The sequence below is a fragment of the Pacificibacter sp. AS14 genome (assembly GCF_038899935.1).
Classification (GTDB): Bacteria; Pseudomonadota; Alphaproteobacteria; order Rhodobacterales; family Rhodobacteraceae; genus Celeribacter.
The window spans coordinates 67,165-87,370 of the sequence record NZ_JBBMQI010000017.1; the positions used below are offsets into that span (position 1 = coordinate 67,165).

The 20,206-nt window shown below is 54.3% G+C and carries 13 protein-coding genes; 6 read left to right on the forward strand and 7 right to left on the reverse strand.

Going from position 1 to position 20,206, the window contains the following annotated elements; genetic code table 11:
- Nucleotide 1: 1 nt before the first annotated feature.
- Entirely contained in the window at nt 2-901 is a 900-nt protein-coding gene (locus WNY38_RS14595; protein ID WP_342858087.1) for a 2-dehydro-3-deoxygalactonokinase, read from the reverse strand.
- Nucleotides 902-1,144: 243 nt separating this feature from the next.
- Here WNY38_RS14595 and WNY38_RS14600 point away from each other — a divergent pair, with 243 nt between their 5' ends.
- From WNY38_RS14600 to WNY38_RS14625, 6 genes are all read left to right on the forward strand, one after another.
- Nucleotides 1,145-3,592: a heavy metal translocating P-type ATPase gene (locus tag WNY38_RS14600; protein WP_342858088.1), complete on the forward strand. Its 2,448-nt coding sequence runs from the start codon at nt 1,145-1,147 to the stop codon at nt 3,590-3,592.
- A 241-nt stretch (nt 3,593-3,833) separates the two neighbouring features.
- Entirely contained in the window at nt 3,834-6,989 is a 3,156-nt protein-coding gene (locus WNY38_RS14605; protein WP_342858089.1) for an Ig-like domain-containing protein, read from the forward strand.
- Nucleotides 6,990-7,135: 146 nt separating this feature from the next.
- Complete coding sequence (locus tag WNY38_RS14610; RefSeq protein WP_342858090.1) at nt 7,136-8,407, forward strand: TolC family protein; 1,272 nt, start codon at nt 7,136-7,138, stop codon at nt 8,405-8,407.
- On the forward strand, nt 8,404-11,148 hold the full coding sequence (locus tag WNY38_RS14615; RefSeq protein WP_342858091.1) for an ATP-binding cassette domain-containing protein: 2,745 nt from the start codon (nt 8,404-8,406) through the stop codon (nt 11,146-11,148). Before WNY38_RS14610 ends, WNY38_RS14615 begins: the two co-directional genes overlap by 4 nt.
- Nucleotides 11,148-12,317, forward strand: coding sequence for an HlyD family efflux transporter periplasmic adaptor subunit (locus WNY38_RS14620; RefSeq protein ID WP_342858092.1), 1,170 nt, complete (start codon nt 11,148-11,150; stop codon nt 12,315-12,317). Before WNY38_RS14615 ends, WNY38_RS14620 begins: the two co-directional genes overlap by 1 nt.
- Before the next feature lie 20 nt (nt 12,318-12,337).
- Complete coding sequence (locus tag WNY38_RS14625; protein ID WP_342858093.1) at nt 12,338-12,961, forward strand: NUDIX hydrolase; 624 nt, start codon at nt 12,338-12,340, stop codon at nt 12,959-12,961.
- Here the strand turns inward: WNY38_RS14625 and WNY38_RS14630 are convergent.
- From WNY38_RS14630 to WNY38_RS14655, 6 genes are all read right to left on the reverse strand, one after another.
- On the reverse strand, nt 12,950-15,064 hold the full coding sequence (locus WNY38_RS14630; protein WP_342858094.1) for a 3'-5' exonuclease: 2,115 nt from the start codon (nt 15,062-15,064) through the stop codon (nt 12,950-12,952). The genes WNY38_RS14625 and WNY38_RS14630 overlap by 12 nt on opposite strands.
- Nucleotides 15,054-15,443, reverse strand: a complete 390-nt coding sequence (locus WNY38_RS14635; protein WP_342858095.1) for a response regulator — start codon at nt 15,441-15,443, stop codon at nt 15,054-15,056. Before WNY38_RS14635 ends, WNY38_RS14630 begins: the two co-directional genes overlap by 11 nt.
- A 39-nt stretch (nt 15,444-15,482) precedes the next feature.
- Nucleotides 15,483-16,004, reverse strand: coding sequence for a hypothetical protein (locus WNY38_RS14640; RefSeq protein ID WP_342858096.1), 522 nt, complete (start codon nt 16,002-16,004; stop codon nt 15,483-15,485).
- 13 nt (nt 16,005-16,017) lie between these two features.
- Nucleotides 16,018-17,838, reverse strand: a complete 1,821-nt coding sequence (locus WNY38_RS14645; protein ID WP_342858097.1) for a DUF294 nucleotidyltransferase-like domain-containing protein — start codon at nt 17,836-17,838, stop codon at nt 16,018-16,020.
- Nucleotides 17,839-17,942: 104 nt separating this feature from the next.
- Nucleotides 17,943-19,667, reverse strand: a complete 1,725-nt coding sequence (locus WNY38_RS14650; RefSeq protein WP_342858098.1) for a sodium:solute symporter family protein — start codon at nt 19,665-19,667, stop codon at nt 17,943-17,945.
- Nucleotides 19,668-19,670: 3 nt separating this feature from the next.
- Nucleotides 19,671-19,928: a DUF4212 domain-containing protein gene (locus tag WNY38_RS14655; RefSeq protein ID WP_342858099.1), complete on the reverse strand. Its 258-nt coding sequence runs from the start codon at nt 19,926-19,928 to the stop codon at nt 19,671-19,673.
- Between the last annotated feature and the right edge of the window lie 278 nt (nt 19,929-20,206).

A 20,206-nucleotide genomic window follows, 5' to 3' on the forward strand; every position in this document is an offset into this window, starting at 1 on the left:
ATTACTCCAAAATGCTGGCGCGGGCGGATTTCAGCCCCGCGAGTGTCATGTCTGTGGGGGCGGTGCGCTGGGCGGTGATGCCTTGGGATTTCAGCGCGGTCGCATAAAGGTCTGTTAGGCCATCTGCGCCGATCAAAGCCACCATTTGCCCCAACCAATAGGGTTTGGCCGCCGCAAGTTCTGCGCCGATCAAAAGGCCAGATAAGCGCGCTTTGGCGGCACCGCCATTCAGTCCATGCAGCAGGTCTTCGGCGCGCAAGGAAAACAGTTTGGCGTAAATTTTTTCAGGTCGCGAAAGACTGTCGGACAGGGCCTTTTCAAACGCGGCGTCATCCCAAATACCGTCGCGCAGGCTGTGTTTCAAAACACTGTGCTGTGACAGAAGCGCAAAAAATTCGCCGGTCATAAAGCTTTGAAACGACACCACTTCGCCCGCGCTGACATGCACCCATTTTGTGTGGGTGCCAGGCAGGCAGATGATGCCATCAAATTTCGGGAACTCGGCTTGAAAGCCCGCGATCTGCGTTTCCTCGCCGCGCATCACATCCGCTGGGGTGTTTTGCGAAAGACCTGAGACGATACACACGTTAATCCGTGGATCTGTCGTCGGGGCTTTGGTCAAACGCGCGCTGATTGGCAGACACGGAACACTGGCGTAGGGCGCTTCAACCCAGCCTTGGCGTGCGCCGACCATGCCGCAGGCGATGACTTGAATGGGCAAATGCGCGGTTTCGAACCACGGTTCAATAAGCTCAAGTAACGTGGTTTCAAACGCAGCAGGTGTCACGGTTCCCATGCCTTTGGAACTCTGGGCTTCGGCCAAGATCGTACCATCCGCACCCATCGCCCAAGCGCGCAAAGACGAGGTTCCCCAGTCAACGGCAATCCACTCGGTGTTCACCTGTATGTCTCCCTTTGAAATCAAAAGTCTTACTTTTGGACGTTAGCGTTATCGCCAACAGTCTGTCGGTATGCAATGGCAAGTTTGAGTGCAGCGGGCACGCAAAGCCTGTCCGCTGTTTAAAGGCCACTGTCTGGGCAATGGACATAACCGTCTTTGCCGCATTGCATGGCGGCTGAACAGCTTTCATATAGAGATAGATTTGGGGCCTATGCAGGTTTGCGACCAGACGAGGAGATATCCATGAAAAATATACGTTTGTCAGTAGAAGGCATGAGCTGTGCGTCCTGTGTCGGGCGGGTTGAGCGTGCGCTCTTGGCGCATAACGGTGTGAGCGGGGCGCAGGTCAATCTGGCGACGCAGACGGCCGAGATCCAGTTTGAGGCCCCCGCGACCATTTTGGATCTGTCCGATGTGTTGACCCGCACGGGATACCCTGCGCGGAACGAGACGCTTGTTTTCAATCTGAGCGGTATGAGCTGTGCGTCTTGTGCGGGGCGTGTTGAACGCGCGCTTTTAGCAATGCCCGGTGTGATGCGCGCGCCTGTGAGCTTGGTCGCCGAGACAGTTCAGATCGTTGTCGTTGCTGGTCTGTACACTGCGCAGGATTTGATCGATGTCATCAAAGCGTCAGGTTACACAGCAGTTCTGGCCAAGGGCGATGCACCAGGTGCACGCAAAGCCGATGAAGCGCGCCATCTGAAGTCGCAACTGATCTTGGCGCTTGCTTTAACGCTGCCTGTGTTTTTGATCGAGATGGGCGGGCATTTGATCCCCTCGTTTCACCACTGGTTTGCTATGCTGGTGCCCGCGCAAATCTGGCGGTTTGTGCAATTCGCTTTGACCTTGGCTGTTTTGATCGGTCCCGCGCGGGTGTTCTTTGTCAAAGGCATCCCAGCGCTTTTGCGTGGCGGACCTGAAATGAACACTCTAGTGGCCATGGGGGCAGGGGCAGCTTTCGTTTATTCAACTGTGGTGACCTTTGCGCCTGCATTGCTGCCGGCCTCTGCGCAATTTGTGTATTTTGAAGCGGCCTGCGTGATCGCGACGCTCATCCTGTTGGGGCGATATTTTGAAGCGCGTGCCAAAGGGCGCACAGGTGAAGCCATTCGGCATCTGGTTGGCTTGGGTGCAAAATCCGCACGGGTTGAACAGGGCGGACATCTGGTGGAACTGCCGATTGAGGCCCTGAGCATTGACGATATCGTTCACGCGCGCCCGGGCGAAAAGATTGCCGTCGATGGCGTTGTGACCCTTGGAGAAAGCTATGTCGATGAAAGCATGATGACGGGTGAACCTGTGCCTGTGCTCAAATCCGATGGTGCGATCGTGCGCGCAGGTACGGTGAACGGAAATGGTGCATTGATGTACCGTGCCACGGGCGTAGGCGCGAATACGCAACTGGCGCAGATCATCCGCATGGTTGAAGCGGCACAGGGGGCAAAGCTGCCCATTCAGTCTCTCGTGGATCGGATCACTCGGGTCTTTGTGCCTGTTGTTATGGCGCTGTCTTTTCTAACTGTTTGTGCTTGGCTCATTTGGGGGCCTGAACCGGTGCTGCAATACGCGCTGGTTGCTGGCGTTTGCGTTTTGATCATCGCTTGCCCCTGCGCCATGGGATTGGCGACACCCACATCTATTATGGTGGGCACAGGTCGCGCAGCTGAGCTTGGAGTGCTGTTTCGCAAAGGCGACGCGCTGCAGGCTTTGGAGGGTGTCGCTGTCGTGGCTTTTGATAAAACAGGCACGCTGACGGTGGGGCGCCCTGAGGTCAGCGATATTGTGGTGATCTCTAGGGATAAGGTCAACTGCGATGAGACAGAGCTTTTGGCTTTGGCCGCCGCTGTTGAAGCTCAGTCCGAACACCCACTTGCGCGGGCGATTGAGCGGGCCGCTGAGGCGCTTGGCGGGGCGTGCCCCGAGGTCGAAGATGTTACGTCTTTGACGGGGCTCGGTATGAAGGCGATCTCAAATGGTCGTTCAGTTTTGATCGGCAATATCGCCTTGATGGTTCAAGAAGGTGTCGAAACATTTGCCTTTCAAGAGGCTCTTGAGGCGCTGGGCGCACGCGGTGTGACGCCGGTCTTGGTCGCGCGCGATGGAGCGCCAGTAATGGTCTTGGGAATCTCAGACCAGCTGCGCCCGACGTCCAAATCGACGGTTCAAGTTTTGCAGCGACGCGGCATCAAAGTTGCGATGATTTCTGGCGATACGCCCGCCGCCGCGAATGCTGTGGGCCACTCTTTGGGGGTTGATACAGTTCTGGCAGGGGTTTTGCCTGCGGGCAAGGCTGACGCGCTTGTGGGTTTGCGTGATGCATATGGACCTGTGGTTTTTGTCGGCGACGGCATCAATGATGCACCTGCGTTAGCTGAGGCTGATATTGGGCTGGCTGTTGGCACTGGAACGGATGTGGCGATTGAGAGTGCGGATGTGGTGTTGGTCGCTGGTGATCCGCAGGCGGTATTGACGGCACTCACCTTGAGCGACGCTGTGATGCGTAACATCAAGCAAAACCTCTTTTGGGCCTTTTCCTATAACGTCATTCTTATTCCTGTCGCTGCAGGTGCTCTTTATCCCAACTTTGGTATTTTGCTATCTCCGATGTTGGGTGCGGGCGCTATGGCGTTGAGTTCAATTTTTGTGCTTGCTAACGCTTTGCGACTGCGCCGCGTGGCGGGCACAATTTAAAGGCGCACTAGGGGCATTTTGCGGTTGCATCCCCTGATCAATATCTCGCAGTGACAACCATATGTACCCGTTTTGTGTAACAAAGGGGGCTATCTGGTGGTGAAATAGGGCTTTTTGTGTCGGTGGCGCATTTTGACTCTAGTCACTGATTCGTCTTTCGTATAGTTTTGCTCAGAGTAATTAATGTAAAAAAATGCGGCAAAAATAGCCGCGTGTTTCTTGGGTAAAGTGAAATATTATTATGTTGGGCATTCAATTTTTTCTCCGCGATTCCGCGGGCAATATCGAGCAAGGCACTTTGTCTCTTTCAGGGAACTCCGAAACGCTTTCAATGAGCGGCATGCAGGATGTGTCTTTGAATACATCTTCGGCGGCGATCGCTGGCTATTCGCGCAGTGGCGGTGATTTGATTGTGACGCTTGTTGGCGGCAAAACCATTGTACTTGATGGCTACTTCGAGGGCGGCGATAAAGATCTTTTGCTGTCCGAACGCGGCTTGATGACACATGTTGAGTTGGATCAAATGGGTCAAGGCGAATTGATCGCGACCTACAATGATGTTGATTTGGCTGGCAAGTGGAGCGAGTATGATCAGCTGGCCTTTTTGGATTTGGAGCGCGTTGAGCCTGTTGTGGCTCCGTTGGCTCCAGCTTTGTTGGGGCTAGGTGGCGTCGGCGCGGCGGCCGTTGCGGGCGTTGTTGGCGTTGGTCTGTTGACTGGCGGTGATGATGGTGATGATGAAGAAAGCGAAGATCCAGACACGTCAGCTCCGGTTGTCGCGATCACTGACGGCGTCGAAAGTACAGATGATATCGTCAACGGCGAAGACTATGATTCTGGAACCGTGACGATTGTTGGAACTGGCGAGCCTGGCGACACAGTCGAAGTCACTGTCGGTGATGTTTCGGTCGTGACGATTGTTGACGAAGACGGTAGATGGGCGGGCGATTTTGACAGCTCAACTTTGGACGAAGGTGAGTACACCACCGACGTGACTGTTGTAGCGACAGATGACGCTGGCAACAGCACGACTGTAGTTGACACACTTATCGTCGACACAGAGGCAGAAGATCTGATTTTTGACACTGTCGAAGGCGACGATGTCGTCAATATCGAAGAGGCCAGCGATGGTCTGACCATTTCTGGTACGTCAGAGGCTGGGGCAACAGTAAGCGTAGATCTCGAAGGTCAAATTGTCGAGACAACAGTAAATGATGACGGAACTTGGAGCGTTTCATTCGATGCGGATGCATTGCCGGATGGAACTTATGACACCATTGTTCGGGCGACCGTCACGGATGCAGCTGGCAACGCTGCAACCTATATGCATGACGTGCATGTCGATCTAGAAGGATCGCTTACAATTAGCACGGGTACCGTCGGTGGCGATGGTACAGTGAACGGCGTTGAAATCGCGTCCGATGTGGCGATCACAGGTACGGGCGAGGCGGGATCGTCTGTTGTTGTAACCGTGCAAGGCGTGTCGCGCACCGTGACTGTCGACGCGGGCGGATCTTGGTCCGCAACTTTTGAAGCGGGCACATTGCCTGCTGGAACATACGATGCGACTGTGACTGCGGTGGCAACGGATGCTGCCGGAAACGTGGTGTCGTCTTCTGGAACATTCCACATCGACACAGAAGCTGGCGTTGCGATCGATGCAGGTCATTCGGGTGGTGATGAAGTCGTAAACCTGAGCGAAAGCGGCGCAGCGATGACCTTTACGGGTACGGCTGACGCAGGCTCAACTGTTGTCGTCACACTTGGCACGTCGTCTTTGACCACGGTTGCAGGTACGGATGGAACTTGGTCAGTCACTTACCCTGCAGGTACATTGGCCGCAGGCGAGTACGATACAACTTTGACAGCTGTCGCAACCGATGAATACGGAAATACAGCGACCTCAATGACCTCTGTCGGCGTTGATACTGTTGCAGGCACCGTTGCTTTGTCGACCAACCCTATCGAGGGCGACAATATCATCAACGCGGTTGAAGCGTCTGACGGCGTTTGGGTCACAGGCACAGCCACAGCTAACATTGAAGTCGTGGTCACTTTGGGTGACGTCTCGATCACAGTGACGTCGACATCTGCGGGTACGTTCTCTGCATTGTTCGAAGCCTCAGACGTGACATCTGGCGAATACGACACCACCGCGACAGCGACGATTACTGACGACGCAGGCAACACCATGAGCGTCAGCACAGGCGTTCAGGTCGACACGTATGTCGATGATTTCGTGGTGAGCTCAACGTCTGGCGGCACCGATATGGTGATGAACTCAGTTGAGACATCGGCTGGCCTGACTTTGTCAGGAACTGTCGAGCCGAATTCTACTGTCAGCGTTACCATTGGTGGTGCGAACTATTCTGCGGGCACGACTGCAGATGGCACTTGGTCACTTGATATCCCCGCGGGCGCTCTTCCAAGCGGCGAAGGATCAACTGACATCGAAGTTGTGGCAACAGACCTTGCGGGGAACCAAGCCACGCTGACCGAAACGGTGACTTACGATACCTTGGTCAATGAATTGTCTATGGACAGCGATGTGGGTGGTGACGGCATTTTTAATCTCACAGAGATGACCGAAAATGGCGTTACACTGACCGGTGCCGTCGAGGCCGGCTCTACAGTGTTTGTAACCGTTGAAGGTGTGACACAAGAGGCGACCGTTGATGAGCAAGGCAACTGGTCTGTGACCTACGCACCGGGAACTTTGGCAACTGGCGATTACACCGCCTCCGTAACAATCGATGCGACAGATGCGGCCGGCAATACGGCCACTGAAACTACCAGCTTTGAAATAGACACGATTGGCGATGCGCCGATCATCGAAGGATTCTCTCGTTCGACCGAAGGTATTGACTCTGTGCGCGTGCAAGAAACCGATGACAGCGTTTCGGTCTATTCTATCAGCGAAACAGGACAAACCGCTGAGGTTACTGTGGATGCCGAATATGATCTTGGTGATAAAACGATGTTGTCCTTTGGCGAAGAGGTTCCCAACGGGTCACAAATCGTTGTGTCCTCTTTGGATGACGCTGGGAACACATCGGACACGCTCTTCGTGCTCGACACTGGATCGTCGCGCCCCGATGGCGTCTACTTTAGCGTTGATATCGACAATTCCGGATTGGATGATTTTGGTCTGGGCGCGATTGACTTGCAATTTGTCAATGGCGGAGAGCTTACATTGTCTACGGCGGACCTTGATCGCCTGACAGGCGAAGACGGCACGCTGACGGTTCATGGTGGTGGCGATGATCGGGTCGTGCTGACAGATGACGCAACTGCAAATGGCTCCACGGACATTGATGGTGAGTCTTACGACATCTACACACTTGGCGACGATAGCGTCTTGTTCGTGGACTCAAATATCGAGGTCGTACTTCCTTAAACCTACTCACTGCGAGGGCGGCGTTCTGCCCTCGTATAACGAGAAAAAAAAGGGTGGGGTAGAAGGTGAAAAGAGCAGGTTTAACAAGTTGCATTCTAATAGGGGCAGCCATATTTTTGGGCGGTTGCAGCGAAGGTGCGCCCAAGTTGGCGAAACTTTCTGAGGTAAAGCCTGTCGCGTTTGTGCGCGGACTGGTGGGTGGTAACGCTCAAGCCGAAGTTGGCGCAGGTGAACCAAGCCTAAGCGCCGCTGGTCGCGACGCTTCATCAGATATTATCGAGGGTTTGCTGGCGCGTCGCACTGTGTTGACGTCCACTTCTCCTTACGCGCCTGTTGCTAGAACGATGCTCGAAACCTCTTCCGGTTTGGCGCAAGCCGAATTGCGCGCCTCTAAGATGCGCGCCATCGCGCGCAACAAAAATTGGCTCCCAACAATTGGTCCGTCAATCACACTGAGCGCTCTAGGTGAGCTGGCGGCTGGCTTGATTGTAGATCAAGTGCTGTATGACAACGGCAAGCGCAAAGCTGAACGGGCGTTTGCTGCCGCCGATGTTGAAGTTTCTGCAGTAGCTTTGTCTCAAGACATGAATGATCGCATGCATGCAGGCCTTACATTGTATATCACGGCGGCTGAGGCGCATGAAAAGGCGGGCATGGCCGAACGTGGTCTTGGGCGTATGCAAGAGTTTAATCGTGTGGTGTCTGTTCGTGTGAGGGGTGGATTGTCAAGTCTATCTGATCAACGCGTCGTGCGCGCGAAACTTGCTGATATGGACCATGAAGCGTCCACGCACCGCGAAGCCGAACGCGCAGCTTTGTCTGAATTTAGCGCTATGACAGGTGGTCACCGTGCGACCCCGCTGACCCAAGCCCATGCGATTGCTGTAGCACCTTCATCTTTGGTGCCGCTTGAAGTTTTACGTGCCGAAGCTGAAGCAAAACGCTCAATCGCTGAGGCGAAAGCTGCGCGCGCAGGCCTATTGCCCAGCTTAAGCGCTGGCGGAATTTTGGGCCAAAAAGACAGCGCAGGCGTCACCTTTGGTGGCACCGCAAACTTAGGTGTTGGCACAGGTGCTGAAGTCGAAGCGCTTAAGGCGCAAGAGCGTGCCGCATCTGCGCGTGTTTCCTTGGCCAAAGAAACAGCAGGCCGCAAATCTGCGCGCTTGGAAAACGAACTCAAAGCCTTGCTGCGCCAAGAGCGCGACACAGCCGATCTGGTTGAACAAAATCGTACCAATTTCAGATTGTTCCAAGAACAATTCGAAGGCGGGCAAAAAACAGTTATGGATGTGGTCGCAGTGTACGAACAAATGGTGCAAAGTGAATTGAAACACATCGATTTGAAATACGAAATCAGTTTTACGCAGCTTGAAATGGCGCGTCTTGCAGGTGCTTTGGCAGACGGAGCGGACATTTGAGCCTTTTGCCAAAATTAACTTTCACCTCCACAGCACTTGAAACACCAAAAGAGGTGTCAAACGAGGCCAAGCCGCCGCGCGGCAAAAAGATGGGTCCGTTGACGGTACACTTTGGCGGCATGGCCAAATCGAAATCAGCCCCAAAAGGGACTGAGGTTGTAAAGACTGCATCCAAAGCAACGTCCAAACCCACGCCGCGCCCACAGCCTAAGCCACGCGCAAAGGTCGCTTTGCCCGACGCATTGGTGAAATCCGTGGTCAAAGCGCCGTCACATGTTGAGCCCGAAGATCCAAAAGCAGCTTTGAAAAAGGCGGCGGCAGAAGCCGTGCGCCGCAGTGTCGCCGAAGCGGCCAAACCTGCCGAGACGGTGAAAGCCGTGCACCCAAAGGCCGAGCCCTCCAAGGCGGCTCCCAAGCAAAAAGCTGCAGCGATTTCCAAAGGTGCTTCTGCACCCAAAGCTGTCTCTGCTAAGGTGAAGCCCGACGCACAAGAACCTTTTGCTAGAACACCCGCGCCAATCGCGAAAGCTGAGGTCAAACTCAGCCAACCCGAAGCCCCTAAAACGCCGCCAAAGGGCGCTGAACTTCCTGTGCGCGCACAGGTGGGTAAGGCCCCTGCAAAGAAACGCTCAGTTGTCACCAAACATGTGCACCGCGCCGAACTTGTTGCGACCTATGCGTCGAAACTTGGCGTGACCGCGATGGTGTCGGACATCTTAGAAGCCTTCTCCGGTCAGCCGGACGAAGACGTCAGCGTCGATGCTATGGCTCAAGGCCTTGAGGTCTGCGGCCTCAATGCCGATGTCACCGTTTTGGCCAGCATCACACCAAAAGCTTGGCCTGCTTTGGCGAAAATGACCTCTGGACATTTGATCCTTGTGCTGTCGCAAAAAGGCGATGTGATTACGATTTTTGATCGCAGTGCCCCTGATCAAACCGCCGAAGTGCCAATGTACGAATTCGCGCCTTTCTTTTCTGGCACGGTTGTACGGGCCGGAAAAACACTGGCATCTTTGACAAAATCCTATGCGCCTGCCGCGATGGCAGAGCATTGGTTTTGGGGCCAGTTCGGCGCGTTTCGCAAACAAATCGGAGAGATCGCGCTGGGGTCACTGGTTGCCAATCTTTTGGCCGTCGCCGTGGCGCTGTTTTCACTGCAAGTCTATGACCGCGTGATCCCACATAAATCGCAATCCACCTTGTGGGTTTTGGCTTTGGGGGCTGTTTTGGCGGTGGGATTGGAAGCTGCGATCAAACTGGCACGGTCGCGCCTTATGGATGGTGCTGGGCGTCAAATCGAGATTCGCGTGCAATCTATGTTGATGGAACGCCTGCTGGGGATGCGTTCTGATGCACGGCCATCAACGCCCTCTGGGTTGTTCTCATCGATGCGTGAATTCTCGTCTGTGCGTGAATTCTTTACGGCCTCGACCATTGGCACCGTGGCCGATATTCCGTTTATCTTTTTGTTCTTCGCGCTTGTCGCCACCATCGCGGGGCCTGTTGTGTGGATTTTGATGCTGGGCGCCTTTATCATGGTCGTGCCAGGCTATTTCTTTCAAAAGAAAATGATGCGTTTGACGGTAGAATCCCAAGGGGCGTCGGCCAAAGCATCTCGCTTGTTACATGAGGCTGTGTTCGAACTGGACACGATCAAAACACAACGCGGCGAAGATCGTGTGCGTCGCATTTGGGACGAGTTGAACGTGCTTGGTGCTGCCAAGTCGTCCGAGCAGCGCAAGCTTGCGGGCTTCTTGACGTTCTGGAGCCAAGGCGTCCAGCAGATCACCTATTTGTCCGCCGTGGTTTTGGGCACCTATTTGGTTTTTGCAGGCCAGTTCACCGTTGGCACAATCATCGCCACAGGGATTTTGACATCGCGCACCTTGGCCCCTTTGACGCAACTGTCGGGCACCATGGCGCGTTGGAGCAATGTGAAAACCGCGCTTGAAGGTTTGAACGCCATCGCGCTTTCCCCGCAAGACGCGGGCGAGGATCGAAATTTCTTGCGTCGCGAAGATATTGAAGGCGAATTTGCCCTGCGCGAATTGCAATTCCGCTACGATGATGAAGGCGCGCCGACGCTTGATATTCCAGCGCTTGATATCAAAGCCGGTCAAAAGATCGCCGTGCTTGGGGCCAATGGCTCGGGCAAGTCGTCGATGCTTAAAGTGCTCGCAGGGCTTTACGCGCCCACCCGTGGTCGCGTGCTTTTGGACGGCGCTGAAATGAGCCAAATCGACCCGCGTGATATTCGTCGCAACGTTGGTTACTTGGGTCAAGACGTGCGTCTGTTTGCTGGGTCTTTGCGCGACAATTTGAATTTGGGCGGCTTGGAACGCGACGCTGATCGTCTGCTTGAGGCTTTGGATTTCTCTGGGCTTGGGCCTTTTGTGCGCGGCCATCACCGTGGACTTGATTTGGAAATTCGTGACGGCGGCGAAGGTCTGTCTGTGGGGCAGCGTCAATCGATCGGCTGGGCGCGTCTGTGGTTGCAAGACCCCCGTGTGTGCTTGCTGGACGAACCCACAGCATCGCTTGATCAATCCTTGGAAACAGGTCTTGTCGCACGTCTTGGGCCTTGGCTTGAAGGGCGCACCGCTTTGATTGCGACGCACCGCATGCCCATCGTTGGCCTTGCTGATCGTACGATGGTTCTGAAAGACGGACGTTTGGTTGTCGATGGTCCGCGCGATCAAGTGCTGGCGCATTTGTCGAAATCCAGCGGCGGGCAAGGCTAATGTCAGGGCTAGAAGATCTGCTCGACAAAGACATGAACCGGCCAAGTTGGATTATTCGCATCGTCGCTTTGGTGATTGTGGTGTTCATCGTCTGGGCCTCTGTGGCCTCAGTCGACGAGATCGTGCGTGCTGACGGTGAAATGATTTCGTCTTCACGCCCGCAGATCATTCAAAACCTTGAGGGCGGCATCTTGTCGTCTCTGCGTGTTTCTGAAGGTGATGTGGTCGAGCAGGGCGATATTTTGGCCACGCTTAGCGGTACTGAGTTTCGAACCTCTGCCGAAGACCTGCAAGAAAAACTGGACGCTTTAGAGGTGCGTAAATTGCGCCTTGAGGCTGAGCTAGGCGACAGAGTTTCGTTTGAGGTGCCCGATGACTTGGCCACGCGTGCAGCAGGCGTTATCGCCTCAGAGCGAGGTCTGCTGAAAGCACGGACGGCTGATTATTTGGCGCGCTCAGAAGGCGCACTTAATGTGCTCAAACAGGTCGAAACTGAACGCGCTTTGATGGAAGATATGCTCACCCGCAATGTGGTTGCTCTGATCGAAGTGACGCGCACGAGAAAAGCTCATTCGGATGCGCAGCTTAAATACAACGAGATCGTCACTCAAGCGAACCTGTTCGAAGCCGAAGAGTTTTCTGAAACGCTGCAAGAAATCGCTTCTGTGAAACAGGCGCTGACCTTGGCCGAAGACCAACTGGATCGCACCATCATCACTTCGCCAATGCGCGGCATTGTGAACAATCTGAGCCTGACCACAATCGGTGGCGTTGTGCGTCCAGGTGAAGAGATCGTGCAGATCATTCCCGTGGATGAAGAACTGTTTGTTGAGGCCCGCGTACGCCCAGAAGACATTGCCCATGTCGAACCGGGGCAGGCGGCGACGATCAAGCTGACGGCTTACGATTATACGATTTTCGGCACGCTGTCGGGCAAGGTCAAAGTTCTGTCCGCGGACACTTTCCAAGACGAACGTGACCCCAATGCACTGCCCTATTACCGTGTGACCGTTTCTGTCGATCTCGGGTCTTTGACCGAACGCCAAAGCCAGATTGAGATGCGCCCTGGCATGCGCGCGCAGGCGGAGTTGCATACAGGGTCAAAGACCTTTTTGACCTATCTGCTTAAACCGCTGTATAAATCGCGCGAGGCCTTTCGCGAGCCCTAAAGGCGGTTTAGGTTGAGCGTATGGCGCAGTCTCTTTTTTCACATGACCCAAACCCAATTCGCGACGCAGCGACAGTTATTTTACTGCGCAAGATGCAGGACGCAACGCGTGTGCTTATGGGGCAACGCGGCAAGTCTGCAGTGTTTATGCCCGGTAAGTTTGTGTTTCCGGGTGGGCAGGTCGATCCACAAGATTATGATGACGCCGAACCAGACATGATCAACCCCGTGTGCCGTGCGCGTCTGGAAATTGACGCGACACCGGCGTTGGCATCAGCGCTTTTGGTTGCTGCGCGCCGAGAGCTGCTTGAGGAAACAGGGCTCAGCCTTAATCCGTCGACAGACATGCGGTTCGTCTTTCGTGCAATCACACCCCCTGAGCGGCCACGTCGTTTTGACGCGCGTTTTTTGGTTTGCGATGCCTGCGATGTGATGGACAATCTTGATGATTTTTCACGTGCAGAAGACGAGTTGACACATTTACAATGGGTGAGTGTGGCCGAGGCCTTGACGCTTGATCTGCCGTTTGTCACGCGGATCGTTTTGGCCGAAGTCAAAGCCCTTGTCGCGCGCTCTGGCCCGCCAGAAACGGTGCCTTTTTATGATCACCGCAGTCCCGTCGGGCGCATCACATCACTTGGATAGTGGCGCTGTATTGAGGTCTTGCAGCAATCGTTTGTGACGTTTCATTTCAGTCAAGAGAGCCTCAAAAGTGGTCAACCCTTTCGCTTCGGCCATCTGCAACATTTTCAAAAACACCATTGCCGTCGCAAGCGTGTCTCCGAGGGCCGTGTGCCGTTGATGAGGTGGAATGACAACATTCAGGCGTAAGCAAATGTCATCCAAAGAATGCGATGCACTTTGGCCAAAAACAACAGCAGACAGCAGCACCGTATCAATCACAGGATGGTCAAACTGCGCGCCAATTTTATCGGCATGTCGGTGCAAAAAGGCCATGTCGAAAGGCGCGTTGTGGGCCACCAAAACAGAGCCGCGTGCGAAGCTGTGCAGAGCACGTCCGACGACATCAATCTTGGGCTGATTTTTGACCATTTCATTGGTAATGTGGTGAATTTTGGTCGCGGCCTTCGGAATATGGCGTTCAGGATCAACAAGAGCATTGATCTGCTCGTCGGCCACAATATTTCCGTTGACGATGCGTGTGGCTGCGATCTGGCAAATCTCGTCCCCTGCATTGGGTAAAAGCCCCGTCGTCTCCGTGTCAAACACCACATAGCTCAGATGATTTAGAGGGGTCGTTGCTGTGTTGTCGACAGAGTGTTGATTCAATAAATCAAAGTCATAGGCTAGACCGCCTTTCGGAGCTGGTTTGACCGATGCTTGTGGGATTGGCAGCTTTAGAACCCGACGCAACCCTATTCCGAGTTCGGGCCAAATATCGGTGTTCATGTCGTCGAGGTAAGCGCGTCCAGTGACGTCTGGCCCGAACACGATTGTCGGGTCATTCAGCCATGCCTCAAGCCGATCAACGTACAGAACTTCACCCATCCAACCCAAAGCGATCATCACTCCGGTGTCCTCGTTGCTTATCAGGAGTGACAGTGCCCGTGCACCATCGCGTGACAATTGCGCGGCGAGATGGCTCAAAAGCGCGACCAGTTTTTCAGGGTCTACATGCAAAAAAAGTGGTGAGCTTTCACTCGCGACTATGGTGATGTTGCAGTCTTTGAGGCGCGCAGTGATGGCGTTGCAGATGTCTTGTCCCGTGACCTTCATTAAGGATGTCGTTCCACTATCGTCGCCCAAGTCTTGGTACTGTTTCAACAGCGTGGATGCGTCATTTTCAGCTTGAACCAAAGCGGCGTCACATGCGCGGTCAAGGGCCTGCGTCTTGGCGGCGTCACCAAGATATTGGCGGGCCATTTGAGCAGTTTGAAGCGTCGCGCCGATCTGAGCAAACTGTTGAACAGCACGCGCGCCAAGATCGAGGCGATTTTTCTGCAGGTGGTGATCTTGGGCCAGATCATCCAGAGTTAGAACATAGGCGGGGCGGTGGTCAGTTGCGTTTGGCGCATGAACCAAGCGCAAGCGCGCGGACAGAAAATCAATGCCGTTTGACAGGCTGACGGCTGTAGACATGACATGTCCAACTCCGCCGTCTCCTGCACACAATCGCGCATAGGCCGACAAGATTGCAGCACTGTCCAAAGTGTCGAACAAGCTATGCCCAAGCCCAAGCCCAAGGTCTTGGGCGCCACTGCACAATGCGCGCGCTGCCCCGTTGTAAAATGCGACGCGGTGTGTGCCGGACACCAGCAAAACTCCAAAAGGAATTTCAGCGGCCAAGGCCCCGAGCTTTTCGGTGGTCTCGATCAGCTGCGTGGTTTCAAGGGCGACGGTTTGCGCCAAAGCTTTGCGCGTGCGCGCCAGTTCATCGCTTGCTGTTTGGGCGGCAAGGCCAAGATCGCCCAGATACCGCGCGCCTGTTTTGGCGGGCATGTCTTCTTGCTCTGTATGTACAGCGGCCAGCAGCGCGCCTGATAGTGCGCCGATGGGCTTGGCGATATGTTCATCGAACAACATCCAGACCCAAGTCGAGACGGCCAGTACCCCGAACCCTGAAATTATACCAGCAAAGACAAAGCCATCCAAAACCTCCGGAGACGCTAGTTTTTTATAGCCAAGAGCAAGACCTAAACCGACAGCCGCCAAGGTGCTGCTGGCCAAAAAGACGAAAAACAAAAACATGCGCAGGCGCAGGCGCAAGGACCACCGTTCATACTTCATCGCTGTCCCCAGTGTTAAACTGTGTCGTCAAATCTATAATGTCTCGCGGGTTCAACGGTGGAGAAAGAACCGCAGTCACACCCAAAGCTATCAACTTGCGTCGAAACACAGCGTGGGCATCTGGGGTGATCACCACCACGGGCAGCGCTGCAGTGGTGGGGTCCATGCGCAGCCGTTGGCAGACTTCCAATCCCGACATGTCGTTAAGATCTGGGTCAAGCAGAACCAGCTTTGGTTGTAAGGCCTTGATATGCGAGAGCGCCTGCGGTCCGGATGAGACGCATGTCACGCGATGCCCCTCACGGGTCAAGATCAACTCAATCGCGATGCTCTGCGCTGCATTCGAACCTGCGATGAGAATGTCGATAGCGCCTTGCATGAGGATCACCTTGGTCTGTCGAGATGGAGTGGCTGATTGCTAGTTCAACCGTAACCTGTCACAGGCTGCACGCAAGACCGGATCGCTTGCACCGACGGCCAACCAGTCTGCAGAGTGCAATGTGGTTGCGATGTCATCACCGCGCGCCTCAAACAAATCCGCGCGTCGGTTCAGCAGGCAATCAAAGGCTGCGGGCACGACCGCACCATCTTGCCAGCGCGACAACAGATACATGTCGACGACCACTGTACCATCCATATCCACCGCGCCTGAGCCGTCCAAAGCAATCAGACGGGTGGTGACAGGGGCAAAGAACGTCCAAGGACGCCATATTTGTTTTTGTTTGACCTCACTTGCGACAATCGCCTCTGGTCCAAGCGCATCCATAGACCGAGCACTCCATGAATATTCGCTCCACACCGCGAAAGTGAACATGGCAAGACCTGCAGCGGCAGGCATGGCCCAACGGGGCAATGCGCCACGTGTGAGTTTTTGAACCAGCAAAATAATGCCAGCTGCGCCCGCGCCGAGTGACAAAGTGGCGATGAATTCTAACAGCATGAGAGGCCTTTTGTTAAGTTCGCGCACCTTGTGCGCTGAGTGAGGATTGCATAGTGCGCACGATAACGAAAGCATCGCGCAGATGCGACCGTTCGAAGGCGGGAATAGATGAGGGACTGAGATAGTTGTTGGGGGCAGCGCCATCACGCACCTGAGCGGCTTGGTGTTCTAGGCGCGCGGTTGCGATGGTGTCATAGGCAGCCATTAGATCGTCACCGCCAGATTTGGAAATGATGCCAGCCTCAATCGCTTCATCAATGCGGGCACGGGTGTTCACTGTCAAAAGCTTGCCCTGCAATGCATAGACGCGGCCCAAATCGACAACGGGCACGACGCCCGCGTGTTTCATGTCGATATGGTTGCGATGTTCGCCGGATTTGATTGTCGCAAGCCCGCGCAACAAGCCCAAAGGCGGCGCGTGATTGAGGGAGTTTGCAATCATATGCGCGACAAAGATTGAATTGTCGCGGGCTGTCTCAAGCGCCTTTGCGTGCAGGGACACAAATAAGTCTTCGTTCCCTGCGATTACCCGCAGGTCAAACATGACAGAGGCCAGCATTTGCGCCTCAGAATCTGGGCTGGCGATCCAGCTCGCAAAGTAAGCTTCCCACACATCAAGCCTTTGGCACCAGCGGTTGTTCATCGCCATCATATCGCCCGGACAATAGACGTAGCCACAGGCAGCTAAGCCGTCGCAAACGAACTTTGCCATGGTGCGAAAGTAAGTCATATCTTGGTTGGTGGCCGCGGGGTCGATGATCAAACAATTGTCCTGATCCGATACGCCCGTTTGTTCGCGCCGCCCTTGGCTGCCGCAAGCGGCCCAAGCAAAACCTGCCGGAGCGGGCCCGTTTTCATCTTGGAACATCGTGATCAATTTGCGAGTGACCATGTCAGCGATATCAGTGATTTTGCGGGTGACCACATCATGCGCCAAATGCGCACCCACCAGCTGCATCAAAAACTCTGGCAAACGCTTTGTGACCTGTGCCATTTCCGGAATCGTTTTGGCATGTGATAGATCGAACAGCATTTGGGTTTGCGAAGATCCAAAGAACCCTGTGATATCGGTCTGGGTGACCATGCCAACCAATTGCCCTGCATCGATGATGGGCAGGTGTCCAATCTTTGCCTCTAGCATCGTGTGAATGACATCGCTGCCTAGCGCGTTTGAGGGCAAGCTAATGGGCTTTTCTGTCATGATCGTCGAGACGGCGTCATCGCTGCTGCGCCCTGTGGCCAAAACTTTGTTGGTCATATCGCGCAGCGTCACCAACCCCAAAAGAGTGTCCTTTGATGTCACCGCCACCGAGGATACTTTGGTGTCGCGCATCAACAGCGCGCAGTCTTTAATCGTCAATGTCGGTGCGCATGTCACAGGGTTTAGCGCCATCAAACCTGACACGTGCTGCGTCATCAAACTGGGAGCTGCTGCCGCGCGGACCTGACCGCGGTTGAAGTAGCGCGCGAATTCAGGATTACGGGCAATCTCAGCTTGGAACACATGCTGCGAGAGCACCAAAAGCACAGCATCACTGACGGCCACGGCGGTTGTCGCGGCGCGCCCCGTGCGCAACAGTCCGCGTTCGCCGAAATGATTTTGACGCTGCAAGACGGACACTTGTGCGCCGTTGACGTCCGTGATTTCCACAGTGCCTGATTTGATCAGGTACAGCCCATCAAGCCAGTCATTATGTGTGTAAATCGTTTGGCCCGCTTGAAAGGTTTTGCGTGAAAATTGTCTCGCTAGATCTTTTAAGCGGTCAGATGTCAAAACGTCATAAGGATGGGCCGTCTGCAAAAACGCTATAACATTTTGCGCAGCTTTATCCATTGCGTTTGTCCTTGGAAAAATGGGGTGGGGCGCGTGCAATCGGTAAAGAACACGCGCCCCGAGGGGAAGATTAGGCCTGAGTGGATTTAGGCCTAATCTTATTCTTAGTGGTCTACAGCACCACCGGCGCCACGTGGGATGCGGATGCTTTCAACCAATTCTTGGATTTCAACTGGTGGCTCATCCGTTGCACGAGACACTGCGAAGGCCACGATAAAGTTGATCATCGCACCGATTGCGCCAAAGGATGTCGATTTGATCGACAAAAGCAGCGGCTCTGCGTCTGTGAACGAATTTGTTCCAGGAACAAAGAACCAACCTTTGTGCAAGAAGATGTAGACAAGCGTCACGATCAAACCTGCAAGCATACCGGCCACGGCACCCTTGTTGTTGATGCGTTTCGAGAAAATCCCCATCATCAAAGCCGGGAAGATCGAAGATGCAGCCAAACCAAAGGCCAAAGCCACAGTTTGTGCGGCAAACCCGGGAGGGTTCAGACCAAGATATGTCGCAACCGCGATGGCAACACCCATCGAAATCCGCGCCGCTAACAGCTCGTTTTTCTCAGAGATACCGGGGTTGATTTGCGCCTTGATCAAGTCATGTGCCACAGCCGATGAAATCGCCATCAACAGACCCGCAGCAGTAGACAAAGCAGCAGCTAAACCGCCCGCCGCGACCAATGCGATCACCCAACCTGGAAGGTCAGCAATCTCAGGGTTGGCCAGCGTGATGATGTCACGGTTCACAACCAGCTCGTTTGCGTCGCCGTTGACGTACTGGATGTTGCCGTCGCCGTTCTTGTCGTCAAACTTAAGCAGACCGGTTTTTTCCCAGTTCACCATCCAGTCAGGGCGTTCATCATAAGCCACAGGCGTAGATGCTACACCGTCAGGGTATACAGTGTTGATCAGGTTCACACGCGCCATCGCACCAACCGCAGGGGCTGTAAGATAAAGCAACGCAATGAACACCAAGGCCCACCCCGCAGAAGACCGCGCATCAGCAACCGTTGGCACTGTAAAGAAGCGTACGATCACGTGTGGCAGGCCCGCAGTCCCGATCATCAAAGACACAGTGAACAAGAACAGGTTCAGTGTTGTGTCATGCTGCTCGGTGTAGGATTTAAAACCAAGATCAGCCAACAAGCCTTCGAGTGTTTCCAGCAAAGGTTGACCCGTCGCTGTCGCATCCGAGAACAGACCTAAAGCAGGGATCGGATTGCCTGTCAGGTGCAGTGAGATAAAGATCGCGGGGATCGTGTAGGCGATGATCAACACGACATATTGCGCCACTTGGGTGTAAGTGATGCCCTTCATGCCGCCCAAAACAGAGTACATGAAAACGATTGCTGCGCCGATGAACAGACCCGTTGAATTGGACACTTCCAAAAAGCGCGAAAAGGCCACGCCAACGCCAGTCATTTGCCCGATCACGTAAGTGACAGAGGCTGTAATCAAACAGATCACCGCAACGATGCGCGCTGTTGGGCTGTAGAAACGATCACCGATAAATTCAGGCACTGTGAACTTGCCAAATTTGCGCAAATAAGGCGCAAGCAACATGGCCAGCAAAACATAGCCGCCCGTCCAACCCATTAAATAGGCTGAGGTATCGTAACCGCCGAAAGAGATAATCCCCGCCATTGAGATGAACGAAGCCGCAGACATCCAGTCCGCGCCTGTCGCCATACCGTTGAGCACAGGGTGCACGCCGCGGCCCGCCGCGTAGAATTCCGCTGTTGAACCCGCACGGGCCCAAATCGCGATGCCGATGTAGAGCGCAAAGGTCGCGCCAACAAAGAGTAGGTTAAGTGTAAACTGATCCATATCCTATTCCTCTACGCCGTGTTCGCGATCGAGCTTGTTCATGCGCCACGCGTAAGCGAAAATCAGCACGAGAAACACAAGGATCGATCCTTGTTGCGCAAACCAAAAGCCAAGATCCGTGCCACCAATTTTGATGCCTGCCAAAAGCGGGCGCAGCAAGATGCCGAACCCGAACGAGCAGACAAACCAGATCACAAGGCTGATGCCAATAATCCGTAGGTTCGCTGACCAATATGCGTTGTTTTCTGAGTTCTCCGCCATTGCGGGTCCTCCCCTTTTTGTCCCTGATCTCGATGCGACTTAGTACCGATTACGAGATCGATTTAACAAAGCCCGCACCATGCGAACAATGCCTCCCAAACGGTTCGGCGCATCTGCGCCAAACTGCCCAATTGTGCCGCCCGCAGATGCAGGCGGCGTGAATTTTATGCGTTCGCTGTAACCTGCACGTTATAAATTGACCCATTGATGAGGTCTTCGACGACGGCGGGTTCGGCGAGTGTTGAGATGTCGCCCATTGTGCTGGTGTCGTTTTCGGC

Coding starts and splice junctions, on each gene's coding strand:
- WNY38_RS14600 (WP_342858088.1), top strand. CDS start 1,145: ATGAAAAATATACGTTTGTCAGTAGAAGGCATGAGCTGTGCGTCCTGT.
- WNY38_RS14605 (WP_342858089.1), top strand. CDS start 3,834: ATGTTGGGCATTCAATTTTTTCTCCGCGATTCCGCGGGCAATATCGAG.
- WNY38_RS14620 (WP_342858092.1), top strand. CDS start 11,148: ATGTCAGGGCTAGAAGATCTGCTCGACAAAGACATGAACCGGCCAAGT.
- WNY38_RS14625 (WP_342858093.1), top strand. CDS start 12,338: ATGGCGCAGTCTCTTTTTTCACATGACCCAAACCCAATTCGCGACGCA.
- WNY38_RS14630 (WP_342858094.1), bottom strand. CDS start 15,064: ATGAAGTATGAACGGTGGTCCTTGCGCCTGCGCCTGCGCATGTTTTTG.
- WNY38_RS14635 (WP_342858095.1), bottom strand. CDS start 15,443: ATGCAAGGCGCTATCGACATTCTCATCGCAGGTTCGAATGCAGCGCAG.
- WNY38_RS14640 (WP_342858096.1), bottom strand. CDS start 16,004: ATGCTGTTAGAATTCATCGCCACTTTGTCACTCGGCGCGGGCGCAGCT.
- WNY38_RS14645 (WP_342858097.1), bottom strand. CDS start 17,838: ATGGATAAAGCTGCGCAAAATGTTATAGCGTTTTTGCAGACGGCCCAT.
- WNY38_RS14650 (WP_342858098.1), bottom strand. CDS start 19,667: ATGGATCAGTTTACACTTAACCTACTCTTTGTTGGCGCGACCTTTGCG.
- WNY38_RS14655 (WP_342858099.1), bottom strand. CDS start 19,928: ATGGCGGAGAACTCAGAAAACAACGCATATTGGTCAGCGAACCTACGG.